We start from the raw sequence: 11,886 nt of genomic DNA, 5'->3' as shown, positions 1-11,886 counted from the left end.
ATTTCGCGATATGGACTCCTCTACCGCAAAGATCCAGGAACGGTTCGGCGAGCGCCGCGCCGAGCAGCTACGTTCCCTTGTCACCGAAGAATTGATCAAGGCTTGGATACGTGACCCCGACGTCGGCCATCGTGAGCCGTTCTCCTGGGTGCTGCGGTTCCTCGGCCGCAGACCGCCGGCGGAACGCGTCACCGTGTACGAATCCGTGCCCGGTGAGGAGTGGTGCCTGGCCAGGCAGCCCGCCAGCCGTGGCGCGCCGTACCGGCTCGCCGCCCGGCGCCGTTTCACCAGCCTCGACGAGGCGCGCGAGGCGTGCCTGCGCCGTGAGCTGCACGAGGTGCTGGGGTGGGGCGAGCCGCCCGCCGACACCGTCGACGGCCCGGACCTGAGCGTCGAAGGCCCGGCCCTGCTCGGGTACGCCGACCGGGTCAGCGCCGCTCCCGGCGACCCCGTCGCGTTCATGATCAGCGCGGAGGGCGTCGAACGGTACACGACGGAGCTGGTGCGGCTACGGCACGTGGACGACAACCCGGCCGGGCCCGGCGTCCGCGTCGAGACGGTCCCGGACGTGTGGCAGGGCGACCACCAGGGCCGGGCGCAGACCACCCGGATCGGCTCGCACATCGCCGTCCCCGACCCGGGGGGCGCCACGACGGGCCTCGACGGGTTCGCCGTCGTCGCCTACGTCCACCCGACCTGTGTCACCGGCGTCCGGCAGGCGATCGTGGCCCGCTGGGGCGACGGCGACACCCCGCGCGGCTACGCGCTCGGCCTGGACGAGGAGGGTCGGCTGACCCTCTGGCTCGGTGACGGGTCGGGAGAGACCGCGACGCGGATCGAGACCCCGCTCGCGCTCCGCCTCTGGCACGGCGTGGGCGCGAGCTACGACCCGGCGACCGGGCGGGTCGTGCTGGCCGTCCGCCCGCTGGTCAACAGCGTCAACAGCCTGCTCAGCCCGGTGGTCGTGGACGACCGCCCGCAGGTCGCCGAGGGCCGCGCCGAGGCCCCGCTCGCGCCCGCCGACGGCGGCGAGCTGCTGTTCGCGGCGCTCACCCCCGACTCGGGCCACTACAACGGCAAGATCGAAAGTCCTCGCCTGTGGCAGCGCGCACTCGACCGCGACGCGCTGGTCGCCGCCGTGTCCGACGCGCCGGACGCCCCCGAGGCCCCCCTGCGGTGGTGGTTCGGCACGCCCGAGGGCGCCCACACCGCCGCGTCCCTGAGCGTGCCCTGCGTCGGCCGTCCCGAGCTGGACGGCCGCCTGGTCAACATGCCGGTGCGCGGCGTGACCGGGCGGCACTACACCGGCGATGCCGACCACTACGCCTACGACCCGCGCGGCTACGGGGCCATCCACTTCCACGACGACGAACTCGCCGACAGCGGCTGGGAGCCCAGTCACGAGCTCACCGTCCCCGACGGCCTGCCCAGCGGCGTGTACGCGCTGCGGGTGGCGGCCACCGACGGCTCGTGCGAGCGGGCGATCCCGTTCGTCGTCCGCGCCCCGGCGGGGACCGCGACCGGCGACATCGCGCTGCTGCTGCCCACCGCCACCTACCTGGCGTACGCGAACGAGCGCGGCCTCGGCTACGTGCCGGTCGTCCCGCAGGGCACCGCCTTCCTCGAACAGCGCTACGACCTCGGCCACTCCCTCTACGCCAGCCACACCGACGGCAGTGGAGTGTCCTACTCGTCCTGGCGGCGGCCCATCCTCACGCTCGCGCCCGGCTACCGCATCCACCTCTCGCCGTTCATGCTGGCCAGCGACCTGTACATCCTGGACTGGCTCACCGAGCTCGGGTACTCGTTCGACGTGATCACCGACCATGACCTGCACGCGGAGGGAGCCGACCTGCTGCGCCGCTACCGTGGGGTGATCACCGGGTCGCACCCGGAGTACGCCTCCGCGCGGATGCTCGACGCCATCGAGTCCTACGTCGACGGCGGCGGCAACCTCGCCTACATCGGCGGCAACGGCTACTACTGGGTGGTCTCCTTCCACCCCGAGCTGCCACACGTGATGGAGCTGCGCCGCGGCCTGAGCGGCACCCGTAGCTGGCAGGCCCGGCCCGGCGAGGAACACCACGCGACCACCGGCGAGCGCGGCGGGCTGTGGGCGGGCCGCAACCGCCCGCCCCAGAAGCTGTTCGGGGTCGGGTTCAGCGCGCAGGGCGGCGGGCCGTCCGGACGCTACCGCGCCGGCCCCGACCACGAAGACGAGGTGGCGCGGAAGCTGCTCGACGGAGTGCCGGAGGTGTTCGGCGACCTCGCCCTGATCGACGGCGGCGCCGTTGGCGACGAGATCGACCGCTACGACCCCGCGCTCGGCAGCCCACCGGACGCCCTCGTCATCGCCACCTCGGAAGGGCTCGGCGACGGCTACCAGTTCGTGGTCGAGGAGCTCGGCGGCACGAACCCGGGCCAGGGGGCCACGGAGAACCCCCACGTCCGCTCCGACATGGTCTACTTCCGCACCCGCGGCGGCGGCTCGGTCTTCTCCACCGGCTCGATCGCCTACAGCAAGGGGCTCTCGGCGAACGGCTACGACAACGGGCTGTCCCGCGTCACCCGCAACGTCATCGACCACTGGCCGGCCGCCGATGTCTGAGTCGATCATCGTGGACCGCATGCTGGCCGTCCACATGCGCGACGGCGTGATCCTGCGCGCGGACGTGTACCGGCCGACCGGCCAACGCTGCCCCGCCCTGGTGTTCCGCACCCCCTACGACCGCACGAGCCTCGGCATGTACGGCACGTTCGCGCTGCGCGCCGCCTCGGCCGGATACGCCGTCGTCATGCAGGACGTCCGGGGGCGCGGCGCGTCGGAAGGCACGTTCACCCCGTTCGTCAACGAACTGGAGGACGGCTACGACTCGGTCGACTGGATCGCCGCCCAACCCTGGTGCGACGGCAACGTCGGCATGTTCGGCGGCTCCTACGACGGTGTCACCCAGTGGCAGGCGGCGATGTCGGGACACCCGGCGCTCAAGGCCATCGCGCCCAACGTCACCGCGTCGAGCTACCACCACGGCTGGGTGTACCGGGGCGGGGCGTTCCAGCTCAGCTTCAGCCTGGACTGGACGCTCTCGCTCGCCGCCCACAACGCGGCCCGCGACCCGTCCGTCCCCGCCGAGATCCGCGCCGCGCTGGTCGACGCCGCGGACCGGCTGCCCGACACGGCGGCCGTCCTGCCCCTCGACGACCACCCGTACCTGGACGGCGTCGCGCCGTACTACCGGGAATGGCTGCGCCACCCCCGCTACGACGTGTTCTGGGAACGGCTCGACGTCTCACGGGCCTACTCCGAGATCAACGTCGCCGCGTTCAACCTGGGCGGCTGGTACGACACCTTCCTCGGCGGCACGCTCGCCAACTTCGCCGGCATGCGCGCCCAGGGCCCCGCCGCCGCGCGCGACCGGCAGCGGCTGCTCATCGGGCCCTGGCCGCACGCCGGCCTCTTCAGCGGCAACCCCGTCGGCGAATGGAACTTCGGCGGCCGGGCCACCGGCCCCGCCATCGACGCCGACGGCATGCAGCTCCGCTGGTTCGACACCTGGCTGCGCGACGGCGACGACGGCATCGCCGGCGAACCCCCCGTGCTGCTGTTCACCATGGGCGCCGACGAGTGGCGGGTGGCCGACTCCTGGCCGCTGCCCGGCACCGAATACCAGGACTGGCATCTGCACAGCGGCGGACGCGCGAACACCCTGCACGGCGACGGCGAGCTGCGCCGCGACCAGCCGGCCCCCGCCCAGCCCCCGGACACCTTCCTCTACGACCCGCGCGACCCCGTGCCCACCCTCGGCGGCGCGCTGTGCTGCAACCCCGTCCACACCCGGGGCGGCGTGTTCGACCAGCGCCCGATCGAGGCCCGCCCCGACGTCCTCGTCTACACCTCGGAACCGCTCACCGAGCCCCTCGACGTCACCGGCCCCGTCACGGTCGTGCTGCACGCCGCCACCACCGCGCCCGACACCGACTGGACCGCCAAGCTCGTCGACGTCGGCCCGTGCGGCTACGCGCGCAACCTCGCCGACGGCATCATCCGGGCACGCTACCGCGACTCGACGAGCGACCCCCGGCCGCTGACCCCGGGCGAGGTGGTCGAGTACCGGATCGACCTCGGCGCCACGAGCAACGTCTTCCAGCCCGGGCACCGCATCCGGCTGGAGGTGTCGAGCAGCAACTTCCCGCACTTCGATCGCAACCCCAACACCGGCGAACTCCCCGGCACTTCCGCCGAGGTGACCAGCGCCATGCAGAGCGTTCACCACGCCGGGCCGTACCTGTCGCGGCTCATCCTGCCGGTCGTCGCACCCGACGCGGCCCGGCCCTACAGAAAGGAGCCCTGAGTGCGCACGCGCGAGCTGGGCAGCACCGGTATGGCGATCACCACGGTCGGCTTCGGAAGCTGGGCCGTCGGCGGCCCGGGCCTGATGGGCTGGGGCACCCAGTCCGACGACGAGTCGATCGCCGCGATCCACCACGCCGTCGCCCGCGGCGTCAACTGGATCGACACCGCCGCGGTCTACGGATTCGGGCACGCCGAGGAAGTGGTCGGACGGGCTCTGTCCGCCCTGCCCCCGGCCGACCGCCCGCTGATCTTCACCAAGTGCGGGCTCGTCTGGGACGAGCACGGCGTCGAGAGCAACGACCTCACCCCCGAATCGATCAGGCGCGAATGCGACGACTCACTGCGCCGCCTGGGCATCGACCGGATCGACCTGTACCAGATCCACGCCCCCGACCCGAACGGGCCGCCGATCGAGGAATCCTGGGGCGCGGTGCTCGAACTGGTCGAGGCGGGCAAGGTCCGGCACGCCGGGGTGTCCAACTTCGGCGTCGAGCTGCTGGACCGCTGCGAGGCGGTCGGGCACGTCGCCTCCCTGCAACCACCCCTGTCACTCATCCACCGCGACGCCGCCGCCGACGTCATCCCCTGGTGCGCCGCCCATGACACCGGTGTGATCGTCTACAGCCCCATGGCGTCCGGCCTGCTGTCCGGCACCTTCACCGCCGAACGCGCCGCCGCCCTGCCCGGCGACGACTGGCGCTCCCGCGCCTCAGAGTTCCGATCCCCCCAGCTCGAACGCAACCTCGCCCTCCAGGACGCGCTGCGCCCCCTCGCCGAGCGTCACGGCACCTCAGTGGCGTCGCTCGCCACCGCCTGGACCACCACCATCCCCGGAGTCACCGCCGCCATCGTCGGCGCCCGCACGTCCGGCCAGGTCGACGGCTGGCTCGACGCCTCCGCCCTGCCCCTCACCGCCGAGGACCTGAAAGAGATCACAACAGTCGTGAACGAGACCGGCGCCGGCCACGGCCCGCTGCCAGGAGAACCGCTCTAATACCGCAAAGCGGGCCGGGCGGAACGAGGTTCCGCCCGGCCCGTGCCTCTTTACCCCCTCAGCTATGCCCCGGGGGAACGTTCTCATCCGACGAGTACTCCGGGTTCAGCGAAAGCGCGATGAAGCTGAACGACCGGTTGACGTAGTTGAACCCCAGCGGACAGTGCCGCGTCCCCGCCGGAATCCACACCGCGCCCGTGGTCGTCACGGTGTGCCGCTCACCCTCGATGTCGAGGTACAGCTCCGCCCCCAGGTCGTGCAGGTTGTCCGGGTCGCTGCCCATCCACATCAGCACCTCGTCGTAGGTGTGCTCGTGGTCGTTGACCCAGTGCACCTTCTCCGACGTCGGGTTGATCCAGCTGTAGGCCATGTGCACCTTGCTGAGATCGACATCGATCCCGCGCATCAGCCCGAACGGACTGCTGATGTTGGCCGGCCGCTCCCCTCCCGCCGCGGCCCCCTCGTTCACGAGGTCATCGCCACATTCGAGCATGCGCTCGATGAACAGGTGATCGTACTTGCCCATGCGTCTCCCTAAGCCCCAGAACCCACCCGGCGGCGGATCCATCTCCCAGTCTTCGGAAGTCCCGACAACCCGGAAAGCCACTCGGGTCAGACACGCTGTCACGTGGCTCGGCCCGCACGCCGCTGGCTATCCTGTGGCACGTCAGGCCAGGCAGGGCCACCACCCCACAAGACCACCGGAGGCGACGCCCGTGACAGCCTCCCCTCGCCGGACCACCTGGCCGGCGACGATGGTGGTGACCCACGTGGTCCTGGCACTCCTGACGGTGCTCACCCTCGTGGGCGTCCGGCAGCTCGGCGCGGACCTGTGGCAGCTCACCGCCATGGCGGGCGCCGCCGTCCTGCTCCATGGGGGAGTGGCGGCGGCCCATCGACGGCCCTGGGCGGGCTACGCGCTCGGTGCGGCCGGCATGCTCGTCCTGGTGACGACGCCCTTCCTGAGCTGGTCACCCACCATGCTGCCCTCGGCCGTGTGCTTCCCCCTGACCTTGTGGCGGCTGACCACCCGGGTCTCGGTCAGGTCCTCGGTGGTCGCGCTGGCCGTCGCCGCGCTCGGGATCGTCCTCACCGAGCTGGTGGCGTGGGACCGGCTCCCGCCCGGCGAACCCGGGTGGACCCGCTTCGTCGAGGGCGGGCTGCTGATGCTCGTGGTCGGCGGCGTGTGGCTCGCGGCCGTGCTGGTATGCCGCAGGCACGAGGCCGCCCGGCGAGCCGAGAGCGAACGACTGGCCGCGGCGGTCGCGGACGAACGGGCCGGCATCCGCCGCGACCTGCACGACGTGATCGCCCACACGGTCACCGTCATGGTCGCGCGGATCGAGGCCACGGCGGTGACGACGGCGGATCCGGCGACCCGCCGCGAACTCGGCGCCATCGCCGAGACCGGCCGGGACGCCCACCAGGGCCTGCGAGCGATGCTGGCCACCGTGGGTCCGCGTGCCGACTCCCGGCCGGTAGAGGTCCCGATCTCGCTGGACGCCCTCCCCGACCTCGTGGCCTCCGCGGCGAGCCCACTCCACGCGGTCACCTTCGCGGAGGCGGGCGAGCGACGGCCACTGAGCCTGAGCGCCGAGGTCGCGGCCGTCCGTACCGTGCAAGAGGGCATCACCAACGCGCTGCGCCACCTCGAACCACCGGTCGAGGTGACCGTCCGCCTGCGCTGGACCCCGGGCGAGGCGGTGGTGGAAGTGCGCGACAACGGCGGCAGGGCGCGCCGCGCCGCCGGCGGCCAGGGGACCGGCCTGATGGGAATCGAGGAACGTGTGCGTACCGCGGGCGGCACCCTGTCGATCGACGACGGGGACGACGGATGGACGCTGCGGGCGCGGCTCCCCACCAAGGAGGGAGCGTGACCGGCATCCGTGTCATGCTCGTCGACGACCAGGAGCTGCTGCGGGTCTCGCTCCGCACGGTCCTGTCGGCCGACGAACGCATCGAGGTCACCCACGACGTCGCGAACGGCGCCGACGCGATCGAGGTCGTCCGGCGGCACCGCCTGGACGTGGTCCTGATGGACATCCGCATGCCGCGCATGGACGGAGTCGCCGCCACGGCGGAGATCGTCAGGATCGCACCCGCGACCCGGGTGCTCATGCTGACGACGTTCGACGACGACGAACTGGTCGTGGCCGCGATCCGAGCCGGCGCCAGCGGCTACCTGACCAAGGACGTCCGCCCCGCCGCCCTCGCCCAGGCCGTGTGCGACGTCGCCTCCGGAACGTCGGCGCTGGCCCCGGGGGTGGCCGCGACGATCCTCGATCTCATCCGGCAGGTGCCCACGCGAAGGACGGGCGCCCTGGACGGACTCACCCCGCGCGAGGTCGAGATCTTCGGCCTGCTCGCCCGAGGCAGGTCCAACAACGAGATCCGCGCCGAACTGGTGCTGAGCGAGAACACCGTGAAGTCGCACGTCCGTGCCGTCCTGCAGAAGCTGGGCCTGCGCGACCGCGTGCACGCGGTGATCCACGCGTACGAGAACGGACTTGTCGGTCGCGGCGACCTGCCCGACTGAGAATTCCATCCTGCCGGGTGCCCCCGGCTCACCCCTTAGGGTGATGTCCCCTGGTGGCGCCCCGCCTACGTTCGACGTCGTGCGTCTCCCAAGTCTCCGCAGTCTCCGCAGTCTCCGCAGTCTCCGCTTCTCTCCCGTGACCTGCCTCATCGTCCTCGGCGGCGTGCTCGCCGCCCTGCCGCTCGTCTGGACGGCACCCGCCCACGCCACCGGCGAAGGGCTGGTCGACGACTACCGCTCCGTCTACGGCACGCCGGGCGTCGCGGCGGCCGTGATCGACGGATCGTCGGTCGAGACGATCGTCCGCGGCCGGGACGGGGACGGCAACGCCGTGACGCCTCGGACCCGGTTCCGGATCGCGTCGATGAGCAAGTCGATGACGGCCGCCGCGGTCATGCTGCTGGTCGACCGTGACCGCGTCTCCCTGGACGACCCGGTCGTCAAGGTCCTGCCCGAGTTCAGGCTGGCCGACCCCCGCTTCACCGCGATCACCGTGCGCCAGATCCTCAGCCACACCTCGGGCCTGTCGAACAGCACGAACAACGAGTACGTGTTCCCGCCTCCGCGCGGCGCGCGGGAGATCGTGGCCAGACTGGCCGACAAGACCCTCGCCGCCGCCCCGGGCACCCGCTCCGAGTACCACAACACCAACTACTCGATCGCGGCGAGGATCGTCGAGGTGGTGTCCGGGAAGTCCTTCGACGCCTTCCTCCACACCGAACTGTTCACCCCGCTGGGCATGAGCGACACCAGCTCGACGCTCGGGTGCTCCGATGGTGCCGAGGGCCTGCCGTCCGGTTATGAGGTCGTTCTCGGGCTCGCCGTCGCGGCCCCGGAGATGCCGGGGATGTGCGTCGGCAACGGCGGCGTGATCTCGACCCTGGACGACATGGTGCGATGGCTGCGCTTCAACCAGGGCACCTTGGGGGTGGACCTGCTGAGCGCCCGCTCCCTGACCGAGTCGCACACCCCCCAGCCGAAAGCCGGCGACTACGCCCTCGGCTGGCAGTCCCGCCCCGCCCCCGTGTCAGGGATCGGCCACGGCGGGACCCTGGCGACGTGGACCGGCGACATGGTCTTCTCTCCCAAGACCGGCATGGCCGCCCTCGTCCTCACCAACAGCGGCGGCGACCCCAGCCTCCTGTCCGCCAACCTCCTCGGAGCCCCGGCGACACCGATGAGCAACCCACTGAATCCCGTAAACGCGATCCTCCTCGGCCTCACAGCGGTCACAGCCGCCCTGCTCCTCACCGCGATCGCCCGATCCCGCCACTGGGCCACCCGCCGCCGCCCGGCCCGCCGCCCGATGCTGACCCTGCGCCTCACCCCCCTCGCCCTGGTAACCGTCCTGGGCGCGCTGCTACCGACCTTCATCTGGGGATCGTTCAACCTCCAGTACTGGATCGTCACCGCCTGGCTCCTTCCCCTGCTGGCCCTCTTCTCCCTCACCTGCGCCCTACTCGGGTCAGCCGCCCTCACCCGCCGCCTCTGGCACTACCACCGCCCCACCCACCCGACCCCAACCCAGAACCCCGGCCGCAGCCGCGGCCCGGCGCCGCATTCGACGGAGCTCGGCATGAACGACACCCGGGAATAGGACTCGCGGGTCCGGGCGTGTTCCAACGCATCGGCGTGGACACCATGCCCGTGCACACGGATGTCGAAGTCACCGACCAGGAGATGTTCAGGCATGTCCCGGCATGTTTGCGCGGTCAGGGGCCCTGGGGCCGGTCGGCGTTCAGGGCGGCCTCGATCTGCTTGGTCCAGGCTCGGGCCTGTTCGGCGTCCAGCGACCTGACCCGGCGGGCCTCCAGCTCCACCTCGATGCCTTCCGAGATCCGTTCGGCCGTGAGCTTCACGTCACTGGTGCGATATCTGAGCCGGGCGACCACTGGCCCGGCCACCGTTCCGACCACCTCGGGAGCGTCGGCAATGATCCGCAGGCACTCGGCCACCGGGCCCATCGCCCCTGGTGAGGGGGTCGTTCGACCACAGAACACACGTCTGAGGAAAATTCTAGTTATTGGCGCCACCCCTCACCTGGCACCGTTTCCGCGGATATAAACGAGCGGGGGTATTTCCTCTCCCGTAAGGAGCGCGATGAGTGCCCGGTTACTGACAGACGAGCAGGTCGAAGAATTCGTCCAGGATGGATTCGTCAAGGTGGAGGGTGCGTTCCCCAAAGACCTTGCCGCCGAGGCGTGCGGCCTCCTGTGGGAGCAGCTCGGCATGGATCCGGATGACCCGGCGACGTGGACCAGAGAAGTGGTCAGACTGGGACTCCAGGACGCCGAGCCGTTCGTGCGCAGCGCCAACACCCCGGAACTGCACGCCGCCTTCGATCAGCTGGTCGGGCCCGGACGGTGGATGCCCATCGAGAAAGTCGGCACGTTTCCGGTGCGCTTCCCGCGGACGAAGCCACCGGAGGAGGCCGAGGACTACGGCTGGCACATCGACGCCAGTTTCCTGACGGCCGAGGCGGAGGCGGCGAACGCGCTGAACTGGGAGGGCGAACTGGCGCTCGTGCCGCCCAACTACGACGAGATCCTTCGCTGCAACGTGACCTCGCGGGGCCGGTCGTTGCTGCTGCTCCTGCTCTACACCGACACCGGCGAGCGTGACGCGCCGACGCTCCTGCGCGTCGGTTCCCATCTGGACGTGCCGCCGCTGCTCGCGCCGTACGGCCCGGAGGGGACGTACCTGGAGGCGGCGGGGGTGGGTGTGGAGAGGCCGCTCGCGTCGGCCACGGGCGAGGCGGGCGATGCCTACCTCTGCCATCCGTTCCTGGTGCACACGCCCATCTCGAACACGGGCCTGCGCCCACGGTTCATGGCCCAGCCGTCGCTGCTGCCGGTCGGGGAGTTGGACCTCGACCGGGCGGACGGAGGGTGTTCGCCGGTCGAGCGTGCGATCCGCCTCGGCCTGGGCCGTGAGGAAGAGAGCTAACGCCATGGAAGAGCGGACGAAAACCCCCCCGTGGCAGAGCCTGGTGCGGCTCGTCTTCGGCGGCATGGCCACGCAGGTGGTGGGCCTGGCGGCGCGGCTCAAGCTGCCCGACGCGATCGGCGACGGCGAGCGCGGCGCGGGCGACCTCGCAGCCGTGTACGGCATGCGCGAGAGCACGATGCTCCGGCTGCTGCGCGCGCTGGTCGCGCTGGAGGTCCTGACGGAGGCGAGTCCGGGCCGGTTCGGCGTCGCCCAGGTGGGGGAGCTCCTACGAGCCGACCGGCCCGGGTCGATGTACGCGCTCGCCCGGCTGATCACTGAGCCCGTCATGCTGACCGCCTGGCAGAACCTGGAGTTCAGCCTGCGCGCCGGCAGCCCCGCCTTCGAGGAGACGTTCAAGGCAGACTTCTTCGGCTATCTGGCCGACCACCCCGAACTGTCGCAGCTGTACAACGCCGCGATGAGCCAGGGCACGCTGAGCGTGGCCGAAACGGTCGCGAAAGGCTATGACTTCAGCAGGTTCGAGACCGTCGTGGACGTGGGCGGTGGAGACGGCACGCTGATCTCCGCCGTGCTGCGGGCGTACCCGGGGCTGCGGGGAGTGGTCTACGACAGCGTCGCGGGCGCGTCGGCGGCGAAGCAGACCCTTGACAGAGCGGCGGTGGCGGAACGCTGTGTGGTCGAGACCGGCGACTTCTTCGCCGGCGTACCCGGCGGCGCCGACCTCTACCTGCTCAAGAGCATCGTGCACGGCTGGGACGACCACCGGGCGGGGACGATCCTGCGGCACTGCGGGCAGAGCGTCGCCCCCCACGGGCGAATCCTGATGATCGAACACGTTCTTCCCGACGCGGTGCCGCCGGGGGCGAATCCGCTCACCTACCTCAACGACCTCAACTTGCTCGTCAACGGCCACGGCCTGGAGCGGACCCGCGCCGACTTCGAGCGGCTGTGCGCCGGCGGCGGCCTCACCCTGACCGGGATCGAGCCGTTGCCGCCAACCGGCTTCTGCTGGATCGAGGCGCGGCCGGGGTAATCTGGGGGCCTCGGCGACAA

The 11,886-nt window shown here is 71.3% G+C and carries 10 protein-coding genes; 8 read left to right on the top strand and 2 right to left on the bottom strand.

Annotated features, from left to right (window positions below; translation table 11 throughout):
- Nucleotides 1-10 precede the first annotated feature (10 nt).
- The 3 genes from P3X83_RS12980 to P3X83_RS12970 are packed head-to-tail and all read left to right on the top strand — an operon-like array spanning nucleotide 11 to nucleotide 5,348.
- Nucleotides 11-2,608: a N,N-dimethylformamidase beta subunit family domain-containing protein gene (locus P3X83_RS12980; RefSeq protein ID WP_277305259.1), complete on the top strand. Its 2,598-nt coding sequence runs from the start codon at nucleotides 11-13 to the stop codon at nucleotides 2,606-2,608.
- Nucleotides 2,601-4,352 (top strand): CocE/NonD family hydrolase, encoded by a 1,752-nt coding sequence (locus P3X83_RS12975; protein ID WP_277305258.1) that lies wholly within the window; start codon nucleotides 2,601-2,603, stop codon nucleotides 4,350-4,352. The genes P3X83_RS12980 and P3X83_RS12975 overlap by 8 nt, the downstream gene beginning before the upstream one ends.
- On the top strand, nucleotides 4,353-5,348 hold the full coding sequence (locus P3X83_RS12970; protein ID WP_277305257.1) for an aldo/keto reductase: 996 nt from the start codon (nucleotides 4,353-4,355) through the stop codon (nucleotides 5,346-5,348).
- Nucleotides 5,349-5,406: 58 nt separating this feature from the next.
- On the opposite strand, the gene P3X83_RS12965 is transcribed toward P3X83_RS12970, so the two are convergent.
- Nucleotides 5,407-5,874 carry a hypothetical protein gene (locus tag P3X83_RS12965; RefSeq protein ID WP_277305256.1) on the bottom strand — a complete coding sequence of 156 codons (468 nt, stop codon included), beginning with the start codon at nucleotides 5,872-5,874 and terminating at the stop codon, nucleotides 5,407-5,409.
- Between the two features lie 190 nt (nucleotides 5,875-6,064).
- Between P3X83_RS12965 and P3X83_RS12960 the strand changes: the two genes are divergently transcribed.
- The 3 genes from P3X83_RS12960 (at nucleotide 6,065) to P3X83_RS12950 (ending at nucleotide 9,481) form a co-directional block, all read left to right on the top strand.
- Nucleotides 6,065-7,225: a histidine kinase gene (locus P3X83_RS12960; RefSeq protein ID WP_277305255.1), complete on the top strand. Its 1,161-nt coding sequence runs from the start codon at nucleotides 6,065-6,067 to the stop codon at nucleotides 7,223-7,225.
- The gene (locus P3X83_RS12955) at nucleotides 7,222-7,884 is read left to right on the top strand and encodes a response regulator transcription factor (RefSeq protein ID WP_277305254.1); all 663 of its coding nucleotides are present in this window, start codon (nucleotides 7,222-7,224) and stop codon (nucleotides 7,882-7,884) included. Before P3X83_RS12960 ends, P3X83_RS12955 begins: the two co-directional genes overlap by 4 nt.
- Before the next feature lie 136 nt (nucleotides 7,885-8,020).
- Nucleotides 8,021-9,481 carry a serine hydrolase domain-containing protein gene (locus tag P3X83_RS12950; protein WP_277305253.1) on the top strand — a complete coding sequence of 487 codons (1,461 nt, stop codon included), beginning with the start codon at nucleotides 8,021-8,023 and terminating at the stop codon, nucleotides 9,479-9,481.
- A gap of 115 nt (nucleotides 9,482-9,596) precedes the next feature.
- Here the strand turns inward: P3X83_RS12950 and P3X83_RS12945 are convergent, their stop codons facing one another.
- Complete coding sequence (locus P3X83_RS12945) at nucleotides 9,597-9,884, bottom strand: hypothetical protein (RefSeq protein ID WP_277305252.1); 288 nt, start codon at nucleotides 9,882-9,884, stop codon at nucleotides 9,597-9,599.
- A 100-nt stretch (nucleotides 9,885-9,984) separates the two neighbouring features.
- Between P3X83_RS12945 and P3X83_RS12940 the strand changes: the two genes are divergently transcribed.
- Together P3X83_RS12940 and P3X83_RS12935 are read left to right on the top strand one after the other, a co-directional pair.
- Nucleotides 9,985-10,830 (top strand): phytanoyl-CoA dioxygenase, encoded by an 846-nt coding sequence (locus P3X83_RS12940; RefSeq protein WP_277305251.1) that lies wholly within the window; start codon nucleotides 9,985-9,987, stop codon nucleotides 10,828-10,830.
- 4 nt (nucleotides 10,831-10,834) lie between these two features.
- The gene (locus P3X83_RS12935) at nucleotides 10,835-11,866 is read left to right on the top strand and encodes a methyltransferase (protein ID WP_277305250.1); all 1,032 of its coding nucleotides are present in this window, start codon (nucleotides 10,835-10,837) and stop codon (nucleotides 11,864-11,866) included.
- Nucleotides 11,867-11,886: the final 20 nt, after the last annotated feature.

This window comes from Spongiactinospora sp. TRM90649 (assembly GCF_029382225.1).
GTDB lineage: Bacteria > Actinomycetota > Actinomycetes > Streptosporangiales > Streptosporangiaceae > Spongiactinospora.
Note: the sequence above shows the minus strand (reverse complement) of the source record. Positions and strands in the feature narration are given on the sequence as shown.

Bases quoted from the DNA above. Each gene is read 5' to 3' on its own strand.
- P3X83_RS12980 (WP_277305259.1), top strand. From the start codon at position 11: ATGGACTCCTCTACCGCAAAGATCCAGGAACGGTTCGGCGAGCGCCGC.
- P3X83_RS12975 (WP_277305258.1), top strand. From the start codon at position 2,601: ATGTCTGAGTCGATCATCGTGGACCGCATGCTGGCCGTCCACATGCGC.
- P3X83_RS12965 (WP_277305256.1), bottom strand. From the start codon at position 5,874: ATGGGCAAGTACGATCACCTGTTCATCGAGCGCATGCTCGAATGTGGC.
- P3X83_RS12940 (WP_277305251.1), top strand. From the start codon at position 9,985: ATGAGTGCCCGGTTACTGACAGACGAGCAGGTCGAAGAATTCGTCCAG.
- P3X83_RS12935 (WP_277305250.1), top strand. From the start codon at position 10,835: ATGGAAGAGCGGACGAAAACCCCCCCGTGGCAGAGCCTGGTGCGGCTC.